Below are 13,609 nucleotides of genomic sequence, written 5' to 3'. Positions count from 1 at the left end.
GCGTTTAAGCATTATTTCTTTTTAAACAGTAAGGGCGCAAAATCGTGTAGATTTCGTCGCCATGCCCGGAAGGTATGGCCACCTTCACTATTTGTATAGTTGTATTTGATTCCGAAGTCGTCGAACATGGCCATCATGTTCAAGTTGTTTTGGTAGGCGATATCGGCTTCGCCACCCATGTAAATTTGGAAAAGTTCAAACCGATTGATTTCTTCGTTTTCCATTACATCGGCATAATTTTCCTTTATTTCCTTGATATTGGGAGAAAAATAGCCGGTACTCATAGGTATCACATAACCGAACAATTCCGGATTCCAAAGTGCGGTGTTCAAGGTCTGTACACCTCCCATGGAAAGTCCGGCAATAGCCCTATCGGTACGCTTGTTGGAAACTGGATAGGTGTTCTCTATAAATGGAATGATTTCGTTTAGCAAATCCCCGCAAAAGGGATCTTGTTGTGGTCCCGCACCCATGAAAAATCCTTCTTTACCGGTATGTCCGCTGGGCATTACCACGATCATGGGGGCCAGTTTTCCTTCGGCGTATAGATTATCCAAAATCACATTGGCCCTGCCCGCTGTGGTCCAGGATGCATCATTATCGCCTCCACCGTGCAATAAATACAGGACTGGAAGATTTTCCTTCTTCTTTAATCGATCGTACTTAGGTGGGAGGTAGACATGTAGCCGTCTTTGGGCACCATCCAAAGTTTTGGAGGTATACCAAACTTTTTCGACTCGACCGTGCGGAACATCCTTTCTGGTTTGAAAGTCATTTTCCTTTCCTTCAATCTCTACAAGATTTGAGAAACCGTTCAGACTTTCCTTGACCAGGGTATTTTTAGGATCCAAGGTCTTGATTTTGTTCACGGTAAAGTCATACGTATAAATATCAGGGGTAACTTCATTTTCTGTCTGACCGGACCAAACACCCAAGTAATTCTTTTTCAATGCAATTCCCGGAAAGCCATTTGGGAAATCCCCAGTAACGGATACTTCCTCCGCCATTGGGGCATAAATTTTAAATTCCAATTTCTTGTCCGCATTCAATAAAACGGATCGTAGGGAGTCATTTGGGCTAGTGGGTCTTTGAAACGGGGAGAGGTTGGTAGAACCTTCCATTAATCCGTGCATTTTCAGCCATGCCCCAAAGGATTCGTACCATGTATCGGTCGGCAGGTTTTGTGTTCGCATGCCAAATCCATGCCCTCCTTTCTCATAAATATGAAGTTCCGCGGGTTGCCCGGCCTTGAACCATTTGTTGTAAATATTTATACTGTACGGTACCATGCCCAGTAGATCATCGCTTGCCACAGCAATGTAGATGGGGGTTTCTTCCGATGGTATTTCAGAACCGATGATTGCCGGTTCATAGGCATAGATAGGCGCAACAAAGTTGGGTCGGTTGCTCTCTTGGGAATTATATAAAACCGACATTGTTAAGGTGCCACCGGCCGAAAAGCCCATAAACCCGATTTTTTCAGGGTCGATATTCATGCTTTCCGCATTTTTCCGAACATATTCCATGGCCTTTAGTCCATCGTTCATGGCAAGTGTAACAATAGGTTCGTTTTCCTTGTCCAACGCTTCAAAATCGTTCATTTTACTCATGAGTTCCTTTACGGGGTCATCGGTAAAGCTTCGCGCTACCCGGTACTTAAGAACAAAAGCGGCAATACCCTTGCTGTTGAGCCATTTGGCCACATCGACCCCTTCTGATTGGATACTTAGGGTATGAAAGGCTCCACCGGGAGCAATGATTACCGCAGTTCCATTCGCCGATGCCTTGTGGGGTAGATAGGCCGTGATTGTAGGGTCCGTGACGTTGTAGACGACCTTGGTATTAAAAAGGTTGTTTTCGCTCAGACCTTCCTTCCAATCCCATGTCTCAGAGCCTGGGGCGATTCCCTCATATAATTTAATTTCCTTTTGCCCATGGGCAAATTGGGTGAAGGTGAAAAAGAGAATTAATATCGATATAGTCTTCGGTAACATGAATGCCTAAATGTTTAAATAGATTGTCTCAAAATGTAACAATATTATACCGATTTTTTGATACTTGCTCGTTTTTATGTAATTAAATTCAATTCTATGTGATTTTCTTTAGTATTTATTGTCAATACGGACGGAACTACTTTTAGTGAGTTGGTAATAATAGGGTATTCCGGTTTGTGTTTTTTGTAGTCTGGAAATTATCGGGTTTCATATTTTATACGGTTTCCTTCGCGTAACTTTGTACAAAGCCATGCTAGACCTTGAAGAAAGCCGTCCTGTACATGATCATAAGTACGTTCTCGTTCACCTTAATGAACGCATTCGTAAAATACTTAAGCCATTTCCCAACGTTTGAAATCGTTTTTTTCAGGTCCGTTGGCTCGCTGTTTCTAGCTACCTCCTACATTCTTATAAAAGGCATACCTATAATGGGTAACAACAAAAAGCTCATGCTCTATAGGTCGTTTGCAGGCTTAACGGCCATGAGCCTTTTTTTCATGTCCTTAAAATACATCCCTGTGGGCACTGCCGTTTCCTTAAGATATATCGCCCCCATCTTTGCCACCTTTTTTGCGGTCTTTTGGTTGAAAGAAAAGTTGCGGGCCGTACAATGGTTACTTTTTTTAATAGCCTTTTGTGGTGTTTTGGTCATAAAGGGTTTTGGGGAAGATTTGGATACAACGGGTCTGTTATTGGTATTAACGGCCTCCGTATTTAGTGGGCTGGTCTACGTGTTGATCCGCAGGATCGGAAATGGGGATCATCCCTTGGTGGTGGTGAACTATTTTATGTTTATCGCCACGCTGATAGGTGGCTTGTTGAGCATAAATAATTTTATGCTGCCTAAGGGAAATGACTGGTTCTTGCTGTTAAGCTTAGGTTTTTTTGGTTTTTTTGGTCAATTGTTCATGACCAAGGCCTTTCAAGTGGCCAAAACGACCTTGGTCGCTCCGCTGAAATATATTGAGGTAATTTTTACGCTTACTATAGGCGTATTTTGGTTTGGGGACTTCTACTCCTTTTTTAGTCTCTTAGGAATCCTGATGATCATTGGTGCCCTGGTGGCCAATGTCTTTATAGGAAAACGGTAGCTACTACCATTTACTTACCTGTCCTGGTTTCGGCAATACTATGGTTAATGTCGTGCAGGGAATTAAGGAGAACACTTGAAATCTCATTTTCTATTTCATGGTAGTTCTGAAAGAACAGCATGGCTACTATAATGAACATTATTAAAACCAAGTTGTCCGTAAGTAATTTAATGTTCGGGTTTGTTTTGGAAGAAGTGCTCATATCAAATAGTGTTGGTATTGTGTACTAGCAATTTACAAACCTTTAACAGAATTAACAAATAATTAAGAAAAATAAACCATGTCTTGACTAAAATTTTTAGTTAGAAACTGAAATTCCAGGATGAACGGCTACAATTATTCGATGAAATACATAAAATTTTAAGGAAATCATCAAAAAAAGGGTAAAACCTATGAATTTTTAATAAGTCGGTGCACGGTATCTTTTGGGAACTTTGACTTGTTGAACCCCAAATACCTGTATTATGAGAAATACGTTAGCTTACAAAATGGTCATAGGGTGTAGTCTTTTAATAGGATGCTATACGCTGAATGCCCAAAATGGAATGGCGGTTTCCAATGAATCGGCTCGTATAAGCGAGTTGGAGAAGCGCCAACAGAACTATGAGGACCTAAAATCCCTGGGTTATACTGAAAAGGAGATATATCAGGATTTGGGCAATGCCCATTTTTTGTCCCACAATTATGAGACGGCGCTGTTTTGGTACGAAAAGTTGATGGAAATCAGTCCCAATGGTCAACTAGATTCGTCCTATCAAAAACGGTACGACCATGCCCTGTCCAAATTGGGACAGGAAGCCAAAAAGACCGATGCCGATGAAAACTGGACGGAGCTGGTAAAACAGGACTATCACATGACGGACGCTTCCTTGAAGTCAAACAAAAGGCAATTGAGAAGGAACTATTTTAAACCTTTATATATCGATTCGGATTACAGTACGGCTTCCATTGGGAACGATAGGCCTTATGTAGTAAAAGAGCAGGAAGTAAAACCCGAGCGGGAATTAAACTACGAAAGCCCAGTGGTTTTAACTAGGGACGGTAATACCGCCTATTTTAGCAAGGAAGTTTTGGTAAAACCTACGACCGGCCTGTTTTCAAAGAAACAGAAGGTCCACCGCATCTTTAGGGCGGACAAGGTAAACGGTGAATGGAAATCCATCAAGGAACTGGCCTTGTGCCCCAAGGATTATTCGGCCTTGCATCCTGCCATTTCAAAAGATGGTACCAGATTGTTCTTTGCGTCCAATATGCCAGGTACCTTTGGCGAGTATGATATTTATGTATCTACCATAAAAACAAACGGTGTGGTAGGCGTAGCCAAAAATTTAGGTACCAAAGTAAATACCCCAAAAAACGAAATGTATCCAAAGGTTATGGAAGGCAATACCTTGGTGTTTGCCTCCGAAGGCCATCAAGGCTATGGAGGGCTCGATGTTTATATGGTTGAAGTGGAAAAACGGAACGTTGGTTTGGCCATGAATATGGGCAGTTCCATAAACAGCCCAAGCGACGACTTCTCCATACAGTTTACCAACGGTCAAATGGGATACGTAATGTCCAATAGGGGAGGCGATGGACGAAAGACGGAACTTGTCGCCTTTTCGTTCCCTCAGGAAGGAAAAACACAGCATGCCAGGGACTTTCAGTTGATGGAGGCCTTAAATACAGCGGGTGGGACCCAATATTCAACTTCCGTTTTTGAAGAAGATCATTAACTGATATATCCCCCTAAATATAGAGATTCGGAACCTAACAAAGGACATCGGAATCCATTTATGGAACATGGAAAATTCGATACCCCCATTCCTTTGAAGACACAATTTACTTGAACTTTTAACCCTACTCAAATGAAATTCGCTATAAAAAAATCGGTACTAATAGGACTGCCCATTTTACTGTTCCTATTTGTTGGAAGCATGGCTGGATTCGCCCAGGAATCGAATGCCAATTTGAACTCGAGCAGCACCTATCACAATCAGCTTTTCTATAATAGGTACTTGATCAACCCTACATTTTCACTGGTTAGGGAAAATAAATCCTACCTCAACATTTTGCACAGGAACCAATACGCCACTTTTGATGACAATACCCAAAACTACTTCCTTGGTTTCAGCAATTTGCTTAATGACAGAACCGCAATAGGTGTTGGTGTTTACAGTCAATGGTCCGGAGTCGTACAGGAATTCGGTTTCAATGCCAACTACGCCACTGCCGTAAAATTGGGTGATAAAAGCACGCTAACCTTTGGAACCAACGTTACCTATTTTAATCAAGGTCTGGATAAAAACCGCGTGGTAATCTCCGAAGCCGATCCAGAAATATCCGATGCCAGAAAAGAGAGTAAAATTGCCGTACAACCGGGAATCAACCTATCCATTGGAAAGTTCGATTTTGGATTGTATGCCCAGGACTTACTCCGATACAACCAAACTACGGATGAATTTTTGACAAACCTGTCCACCCGAAGCGTAAAGGCCTCCATGCAGTACACACATAGCTTTAACGCTGGCCGAGGGCTCTTTGAGGACGCACGATTGATGCCCTTGGCCCAAGTGGGCAAAAACGAGGATGGAAGCATGTACTATTTAGGTTCCCTGCTGTTGGATCTACCCAATTATGGATGGTTACAGACTACTTTGGATCAAGAATATGGAATGTCCGCCGGAGTAGGCTTCAACTTCAGCAAAAAAATGTCCCTAGGATATTTGATAGAAAAGGACCTCTCGCAGAACGAATCCAATTTGGGGTGGAACCATGAAGTTTCTTTGGCTTACAAATTCAAGGATGAGGACATGTCCATTACAATTGCAGATCGATCTGAGGACAGTAAGATAGATGCAATTGTCCGGAATTATGAGGAGCAGATTGCCGATTTGATATCGGAGCGTGATAAAACTCGAAAAAAGGAAAAGCGTGAAGCTGAAAAAGAGACCGTCGCCAATCCGGTTGCGGCGTCCGCCATGGAAAATATAGATCCGAACGATCTGGCCTATCAAAACCGATTGATCCTTGACGAGCTCATCCTAAGACAGGATTCCATAGAGGAAGCGAGGACCTTGGCTTTTGAAAAGAAGTTCGAAACCATTGTACGGCTTTTACGCAACGATATAAAGAACAGCGTGGACTCCAACCTTCAAAATTTCAAATTAGAAGAGCGGACCATGATGGCGGCCAAAAAAATGGAAGAGGAACATGCACGTAGGGCCGCAGAGGAGGATTTCGAAAAATATAACAAGCTGCCCATCAAAATGCTGGGAAGCGCGGATATGTTGGGGGTTAAATCTGGCTACTATGTTATTGCCAATGTGTACAGCAACAAAAAGTACTTGAACGCCTTTATGCAAAAGCTAAAGGACCAAGGCTTGAACGCCCAACAGTTCTACAACAAAGAAAATGGTCTGTATTACGTCTATTTGGCGGATTATGATTATAAGAGTGATGCGCATGATGCCTATGTATCCAATCTAGGCGGTAAGTACAATGATGAAAAGTGGATTATGCAGGTGGACGAGCACACGGCCACTGTGTCAAACACCTTTGAAGATAGTGATTCATATTAAGAAGATTAACAAAAATATAGCAAGAATTGCATACTAGAATCGATATATAAAAGTTTGAGTATTTCTATGTTTGAGTAAATTGTCGACAGAAGGAGGGGTAGTATCCGGGGGGATAACTGGGGCCCCTCCTTTTTATTTTAAGCTATTATTTTCGATGAACTACACTCAAATAGTGTATTTGAACGAAAAAATTAGGGAGATTGTCAGGTATAGTTGTTAAAGAAGTATATTTCGGAAACAAACAGAAATAAACCATTCTTTAACCCCAAATCCCCCAGATTATGGATAACTTTTACCTACAGCTTGCTACCCACAGGCAATCCTTCTTAACGACAAGCCCAAAGCATTTGCTCAATTTGCTTTATTTTTTGAAATGTATCTTGAAACCTATTTGGCATCGACCGTTGTTTGATACAGAGCAGCATCGCCGCTAAATTAATTTCGCCCTACACCTTTATTTTTTCGGTTTGATTTCCAAATGTACCCAATTTGGAAAGGATGTTTTTTCGGCTAGGCCCAAAAAAACTTCCTAGCGAATAAGGGCCGTAGGCTACCCAGATTTTACCCAATTATTAACCCCCGGATTTGGTTTCCAAAAGAAACCGAACAGGACAATTTAACTTACTTATGAAAACTCAGGATTTAAAATTTATCATTGTTGAAAAAAACGAACATTTACATGTTAGCTATCTAAACTACCTAAAAAAAGTGGATGGTTTTCAACTCATGGGAATTTATACCACACCCCATAAGGCACTAAAGGATTTTAATAGAACCAGGCCGGACATTGTGTTGACCGAGGTTGACCTGGAGGAAACCAGCGGTTTGGAAACCATTCAGTTATATAGAAAAAAGGACTGGAACGTAAAGGTGGTGATGATCAGTGAAAACAACGACTTCGAGCTTATTAAAAAAAGTTTCAAAAAAGGAGCAAATGGCTATTTGACCAAACCCATGTCTGCAGACAAGTTTAGCCATGCTTTGACCAGCGTCAGGGAAGAAGGAGCAACCATCAGTAACGATATCGTTAAACAAGTTGTCTCCAATTTCAATAGGAAATCCTATAGTTTCTTTTCCGAACGGGAGAATCAAATCGTAGACTATTTATGCAATGGGGCAACCTATAAAATGATAGCCGACAAACTATTTGTTACTACCAGTGCCGTCAATTTTCACATTCAGAATATCTATCTAAAGTTGGACGTAAATTCAAAGTCCGAAGCTTTAAGCAAGCTTGAAAGTCTATAATACCTACTTATGCTTTGGGTAAAGGTCCTTGGAAACAAATCTGGTTTCCTTGGGCCTTTTTCTTTACGAAAAGGGTTTCGATAAATTTTCGTAATTCACGAAAAAAATATAAATATCTAAAAATCAATAGTATATTGATGATGAATACTAAATAATCACTCGAAAATTCTTTCTTATTGACAAGTAATCTTAGCCGTGCTATTCTTTTTAAAGCTTGTATTATAGTACCTTTATAAGGCTAAATTAGAATGCATTAAAGTAGTCCGTATATGTATTATGTAGGTTTGGATATAGGTAGTTCTTCCATTAAAATCGCTTTGGTGGAATCAGGTACTGGAAAAAGTGTGGATGTGGTACAGGAGCCTGAGACCGAGATGTCCATGTTGGCAATAAAAAATGGTTGGGCGGAACAGAATCCTGAGGATTGGTGGACCTATGCCTGCAAGGGTATCAAAAATCTGATTCAAACTCACGGAATTTCTTCCCAGGATATAATTGGTATAGGTATTTCCTACCAAATGCATGGGTTGGTGCTCGTGGATAGTGACGGGGAAGTGCTTAGGAATTCGATTATTTGGTGCGATAGTCGTGCAGTGCCTATCGGTCAAAAAGCTTTTGAGGAAATAGGTGAGGACAAGTGTTCCGAGTATCTCCTGAATTCCCCCTCCAATTTTACGGCAAGTAAGCTAAAATGGGTAAAGGACAATGAACCTAATATATATTCTAAAATCTATAAGTTTATGTTACCCGGGGATTACATAGCAATGAAGTTTTCGGGTGAAATAAATACAACGGTCTCCGGTCTTTCGGAAGGGATTTTTTGGGATTTTAAGAATAAGGATATTGCCACCTTTTTGATGGACTACTATGGTCTGGATGCCAATTTGGTTCCTGAAATCGTTGACACTTTCGGTATTCAATCCAAGGTAAATGAAAAGGGTGCTTCGGAAAGTGGACTACAAGTAGGGACACCTATTTTGTATAGGGCTGGGGACCAGCCCAACAACGCCTTATCCTTAAATGTATTTAACCCGGGTGAAGTAGCTGCCACAGGAGGTACCTCCGGTGTTGTCTATGCCGTTACCGATAGTCTATCCGTAAAGGAAAGTGCTAGGGTAAATAATTTTGCCCACGTCAATTATAGTCCGGGAAGCGACTCAAGAATAGGGAAGCTCTTGTGTATAAATGGTTCCGGAATCCAGTACAGGTGGTTGCTGAATAATTTAGGAGTGGGTTCCTATGACGAGATGAACAGATTGGCCAATGAGATTCCTGTTGGGTCTGATGGTGTGGTTATCATACCTTTTGGTAATGGAGCGGAGCGAATGCTTAACAATCAGGAAGTTGGTACAAGGTTGGTAAATATAAACTTGAATAACCATGGTAAGGGGCATCTTTGTAGGGCGGCCCTTGAGGGTATCGCATTTTCCTTTGTTTATGGAATGGAAATAATGGAATCCGATGGTATTCAGGTCAACGTCATGCGGGCTGGTAACGATAATCTTTTCAGGTCCAAGATATTTTCGGAAACGGTGGCTACCCTAATAGGCTATGATATAGAAATTTATAATACTACAGGGGCCATTGGGGCCGCTAGGGCCGGACTTTTAAGGGAAGGTGATTATGATGCTTTTGGGAAGGCTATCATGGAAAACGATTACGTGATGACATTTAAGCCGCTTGCACATAAAGCGGAATATCAAAAAGCCTACCAGCATTGGAAAAAGGAATTGGAATTAATAACAAAGTAAACAACTTATAAATCAGTAATAATGGCAGAAAAAGTATATTTCAAAGGAATTGATGCAATTAAATTTGAAGGCAAGGAATCTGATAATCCCTTGGCATTCAAATATTATAACCCTGAACAAGTGGTGGCGGGCAAAACGATGCGTGAGCATTTTAAATTTGCCATCGCCTATTGGCATACGTTCTGTGGACAAGGGTCTGACCCATTTGGTCCGGGAACACAGAATTTTGAATGGGACCAGTCTTCTGACCCTGTTCAGGCGGCAAAGGACAAGGCAGATGCAGCCTTTGAGTTTTTTGAGAAAATTGGTTTCGATTATTTCTGTTTTCATGATTTTGACCTAATTCAAGAAGGTCCAACCTTTGCGGAGTCGGAAAAAAGATTGCATACCATTGTAGACTATATCAAGGAGAAGCAGAAGGCATCCGGTAAAAAATTGCTCTGGGGAACGGCCAACTGTTTTTCAAATCCACGTTATATGAACGGTGCGGCGACCAATCCCGAGTTCAATATCGTTGCAAGGGCAGGTGCCCAAATTAAAATGGCCTTGGACGCTACCATGGAGCTAAATGGTGAAAACTACGTATTCTGGGGCGGTAGGGAAGGTTATATGTCGCTATTGAATTCTGATATGGGCCGAGAATTGGACCATATGGGGCAGTTTTTGACCATGTGTAGGGATTATGCCCGTGCCCAAGGGTTTAAAGGAAATTTCTTCATTGAGCCAAAACCTATGGAGCCCATGAAACACCAATACGATTTTGATTCCGCTACCGCCATTGGTTTCCTAAGGGAGTATGGATTGGATAAGGATTTCAAGATCAATATAGAGGTAAACCACGCTACTTTGGCGCAGCATACCTTCCAACATGAATTGGCGGTTGCCGGAAAAGCAGGAATGCTGGGTAGTTTGGACGCCAATAGGGGCGATTACCAAAACGGATGGGATACGGACCAATTTCCAAACAATATCCTTGAAACTACTGAAGCCATGTTGGTATTCTTGGAAGCGGGAGGACTTCAAGGAGGCGGTATTAATTTTGATGCCAAAATCCGAAGAAACTCTACGGACCTGGAAGATATATTCCTAGCACATATTGGCGGTGCGGATACCTTCGCCCGTGCCTTGATAACCGCGGATAAAATAATTTCCTCCTCTGCTTATTCAAGCTTGAGAAAAAAACGGTATAGTTCTTTCGACTCAGGAAAGGGGAAGGAATTTGAGGAAGGCAAATTGGACTTGAAGGATTTGTACGAAATTGCCAAGGAGAACGGCGAGTTACCTCTGGTTAGTGGCAAACAAGAGCTTTTTGAAAATATTGTAAATCAATATATTTAATCAAAGGATTTTTTTATCAATAAGGTCTTGATATGCTTCAAGACCTTTTTGGTTTTAAGTAAACAGTCTCGCTTAAAGCAAGCGAGGTGAGGATAGAGATATTCATTTGGTTCATGGCGCTAGCGCCATGGCATTCAAAATTTGATTATCGGATAATGAAGAAGATTACCCTAAAGAATATAGCGCAACATTTTGATGTTTCCATCTCTACGGTATCCAAGGCGGTCAACGACAGCCATGAAATTAGTAGGGATTTGAAGAAGCGTATACAGGAGTATGCCAAGGAACATCATTACAAACCTAATAAGCTGGCCTTAAATCTTCTGAACCGAAGTACCAAGACCATTGGGGTCATCGTTCCAAATATTTTGAACTACTTTTTTGTTCAAGTATTATATGGTATTGAAAAGGTGGCCAATGAAAATGGCTATAATATTATCAGTTGCATAAGTGATGAATCCTATGAAAAGGAGTCCAAAACCTTGGCGTTTTTGGATTCGGGAACGGTAGATGGTCTTATCATTTCTTTGGCTGAGGAAACCCAGGTAAAGGAACAAATCGAGGGGTTACGGGAAATAACGGAGAGTCAAATACCATTGGTATTGTTCGATAGGGTATCCGAGTTGATAGACTGCGATAAGGTAATCGTAGACGATTTTGAAGCAGGATATAAGACTACAAAATTCTTTTTGAACCTAGCATGCCAGAACGTAGCTTTCGTTTCTCCCATAGGCAAATCGAGCGTAGGGAAGTTGCGGTTGGCTGGGTACAGAAAGGCCTTGGAAGAAGCTGGAATCAAGTTCGATGAAAAGTTGGTGGTCAATTTTACGGCCAAGGACGATCTTGATTTGCTCATGTCCTTCCTTTTGAACTACAAACCCATAGATGGTATTCTGGGCTTGGATGAAATTACGGCGGTAAAAATTTTGCACATCGTAAAATCTCGCGGTTATAATGTTCCTGGGGATGTGTCCATAGTAGGATTTACGAACGGTCAGTTGTCACAATACGTCACGCCTTCCTTGACCATGGTGAGTCAGCATGGAAAATTCATTGGCGAAAAGGCCGCAGAGCTATTGATCAAACGCATAAAGGAACCCAATAGACCATTTGAGACCAAAGTGGTCAAAACAAGCCTTTTGGTACGGGATTCTACCAAGAAACTTCAGTAATTACACGGTGTCCGGATGTGGATGTTCCCAATCCTCCCTATAGTCGCGCGTTAATCTGGCCGTAGCTTCTTCATCCCCCACAACGGTCCTGGTTTTGGGATCATACGTCAAAGGTCTTCCCAATTCCATGGAAAGATTGGCCAAAATACAACTGGCGGTTGAGATATGTCCATCTTCTATATCCGCTATAGGTTTGGTGCCATTTGCTATTGCTTCCAGAAAATCGATCATATGTCTTCGAGTAGCTGGCGCCGCATGCAATTCATTGTCCTTTTCCTCCAAATCCTCGGGATATTTCTCTTTCTCGTAAAGTACGTTGAAATGAATCGGTTCGCCGTTCTTGTAGGGGATAAAATCGGCTTGCATGGTACTTCCTTTAAGTACGCCCTTTTCGCCATAGATTACGAAGGCCCAGGGATATTCCGGGTCCGCTGGGTTGCCCCAGCTTCTATGTTGCCAAACACAATTGAGGTCATCATACTCAAAAACTGCGGTCTGTGTATCGGCTATATTTGATTTTCCTTCTTTCTGTATGTAGATGCCGCCTTCTGAACTTATTTGTTTGGGCCATCCCAAATCCAACATCCATCGTACGGTGTCCAACATGTGTACGCACATGTCTCCCATAATGCCATTGCCGTATTCCATAAAGGTCCGCCACCATCTTCTATGTGGAATTCCGTCATAGGGTCTCCAAGGTGCTGGACCCGTCCACATTTCGTAATCCAAAAATTCCGGTACCGGCTGTACGGGAGGGTTTCCGTTGGCCCTCATGTGATAATAGCAGCACATCTCCACATGGCCAATCTTGCCCAAAAGCCCCTTATCAACAATCTCCCTTTTGACATCGATCAAATGTGGGGTACTTTTTCTTTGGGTTCCAACTTGTACCACCCTGTTATATTTTCTGGCGGCAGCCACCATGGCCTCACCTTCCATTATATCCACGCTGATGGGTTTTTGGACATACACATGTGCCCCTGATTTTAGGGCTTCAATACACATTAAGGCATGCCAATGGTCTGGGGTCCCGATTAATACAATGTCCAGTTTTTCTTTTTTGAGCATGTCCCGATAATCCGAATACATCTTTGGCTTTTTCCCGTTCTTTTGGCGTTGGGAAACCTGTTCCGCGACATCGTTAAGAAAATTCGAATCCACATCGCAAAGGGAAACCACTTCCACATTGGCAACCTGTATAAGTTTGAACAGATCACTAGTGCCATACCAACCGGTTCCGATAAGTGCTACTTTTTTTGGTTTTTCATCGGCAAAAAATTCGAATCCATAACTGCTCATGGAGGATAGGAGTAGGGAAGCGGCGGATGCACCTTTGATAAAATTCCGTCTACCTAAAAATTGTTTTTCAGTGTTCATAAATAGTTTCTTAAGAATGCTGGACTGTGAAAAAGTTTCGTGTAAGTTATCAGATAAAAACAAAAAAACACATCA

Annotated in this window: 10 protein-coding genes; 7 read left to right on the top strand and 3 right to left on the bottom strand. The window is 41.8% G+C overall.

Annotated features, from left to right (window positions below; translation table 11 throughout):
* Positions 1-11: 11 nt before the first annotated feature.
* Positions 12-1,994 (bottom strand): alpha/beta hydrolase-fold protein, encoded by a 1,983-nt coding sequence (locus tag FEK29_RS18100; protein ID WP_205123417.1) that lies wholly within the window; start codon positions 1,992-1,994, stop codon positions 12-14.
* A 260-nt stretch (positions 1,995-2,254) separates the two neighbouring features.
* On the opposite strand from FEK29_RS18100, the gene FEK29_RS11585 reads away from it, so the two are divergent.
* The gene (locus FEK29_RS11585) at positions 2,255-3,085 is read left to right on the top strand and encodes a DMT family transporter (protein ID WP_262710138.1); all 831 of its coding nucleotides are present in this window, start codon (positions 2,255-2,257) and stop codon (positions 3,083-3,085) included.
* Between the two features lie 10 nt (positions 3,086-3,095).
* Here the strand turns inward: FEK29_RS11585 and FEK29_RS11580 are convergent, their stop codons facing one another.
* Positions 3,096-3,287, bottom strand: coding sequence for a hypothetical protein (locus FEK29_RS11580; protein WP_138258599.1), 192 nt, complete (start codon positions 3,285-3,287; stop codon positions 3,096-3,098).
* A 262-nt stretch (positions 3,288-3,549) separates the two neighbouring features.
* Here FEK29_RS11580 and FEK29_RS11575 point away from each other — a divergent pair, with 262 nt between their 5' ends.
* The 6 genes from FEK29_RS11575 to FEK29_RS11550 all read left to right on the top strand — a co-directional run bounded on the left by FEK29_RS11575 (position 3,550) and on the right by FEK29_RS11550 (position 12,157).
* A complete protein-coding gene (locus tag FEK29_RS11575; RefSeq protein WP_138258598.1) occupies positions 3,550-4,803 on the top strand; it encodes a tetratricopeptide repeat protein in 1,254 nt (417 codons plus the stop codon).
* A 132-nt stretch (positions 4,804-4,935) separates the two neighbouring features.
* A complete protein-coding gene (locus tag FEK29_RS11570) occupies positions 4,936-6,648 on the top strand; it encodes a PorP/SprF family type IX secretion system membrane protein (protein WP_138258597.1) in 1,713 nt (570 codons plus the stop codon).
* Between the two features lie 627 nt (positions 6,649-7,275).
* The gene (locus FEK29_RS11565) at positions 7,276-7,896 is read left to right on the top strand and encodes a response regulator transcription factor (protein WP_138258596.1); all 621 of its coding nucleotides are present in this window, start codon (positions 7,276-7,278) and stop codon (positions 7,894-7,896) included.
* A gap of 269 nt (positions 7,897-8,165) precedes the next feature.
* Positions 8,166-9,647 (top strand): xylulokinase, encoded by a 1,482-nt coding sequence (locus FEK29_RS11560; protein WP_138258595.1) that lies wholly within the window; start codon positions 8,166-8,168, stop codon positions 9,645-9,647.
* A 21-nt stretch (positions 9,648-9,668) separates the two neighbouring features.
* A complete protein-coding gene (gene xylA, locus FEK29_RS11555; RefSeq protein ID WP_138258594.1) occupies positions 9,669-10,985 on the top strand; it encodes a xylose isomerase in 1,317 nt (438 codons plus the stop codon).
* 155 nt (positions 10,986-11,140) lie between these two features.
* Complete coding sequence (locus tag FEK29_RS11550; protein ID WP_240042738.1) at positions 11,141-12,157, top strand: LacI family DNA-binding transcriptional regulator; 1,017 nt, start codon at positions 11,141-11,143, stop codon at positions 12,155-12,157.
* On the opposite strand, the gene FEK29_RS11545 is transcribed toward FEK29_RS11550, so the two are convergent.
* Positions 12,158-13,534, bottom strand: coding sequence for a Gfo/Idh/MocA family protein (locus tag FEK29_RS11545; RefSeq protein ID WP_138258593.1), 1,377 nt, complete (start codon positions 13,532-13,534; stop codon positions 12,158-12,160).
* Positions 13,535-13,609 lie beyond the last annotated feature (75 nt).

Origin of the sequence: Maribacter aurantiacus, assembly GCF_005780245.1 — a bacterium.
GTDB lineage: Bacteria > Bacteroidota > Bacteroidia > Flavobacteriales > Flavobacteriaceae > Maribacter > Maribacter flavus.
The sequence above is the reverse complement of the archived record's forward strand: the minus strand, read 5'-3'. Positions and strand labels throughout refer to the sequence as shown.

Bases quoted from the DNA above. Each gene is read 5' to 3' on its own strand.
- FEK29_RS11580 (WP_138258599.1), bottom strand. From the start codon at position 3,287: ATGAGCACTTCTTCCAAAACAAACCCGAACATTAAATTACTTACGGAC.
- FEK29_RS11565 (WP_138258596.1), top strand. From the start codon at position 7,276: ATGAAAACTCAGGATTTAAAATTTATCATTGTTGAAAAAAACGAACAT.
- FEK29_RS11560 (WP_138258595.1), top strand. From the start codon at position 8,166: ATGTATTATGTAGGTTTGGATATAGGTAGTTCTTCCATTAAAATCGCT.
- xylA (WP_138258594.1), top strand. From the start codon at position 9,669: ATGGCAGAAAAAGTATATTTCAAAGGAATTGATGCAATTAAATTTGAA.
- FEK29_RS11550 (WP_240042738.1), top strand. From the start codon at position 11,141: ATGAAGAAGATTACCCTAAAGAATATAGCGCAACATTTTGATGTTTCC.
- FEK29_RS11570 (WP_138258597.1), top strand. From the start codon at position 4,936: ATGAAATTCGCTATAAAAAAATCGGTACTAATAGGACTGCCCATTTTA.
- FEK29_RS18100 (WP_205123417.1), bottom strand. From the start codon at position 1,994: ATGTTACCGAAGACTATATCGATATTAATTCTCTTTTTCACCTTCACC.
- FEK29_RS11575 (WP_138258598.1), top strand. From the start codon at position 3,550: ATGAGAAATACGTTAGCTTACAAAATGGTCATAGGGTGTAGTCTTTTA.
- FEK29_RS11545 (WP_138258593.1), bottom strand. From the start codon at position 13,534: ATGAACACTGAAAAACAATTTTTAGGTAGACGGAATTTTATCAAAGGT.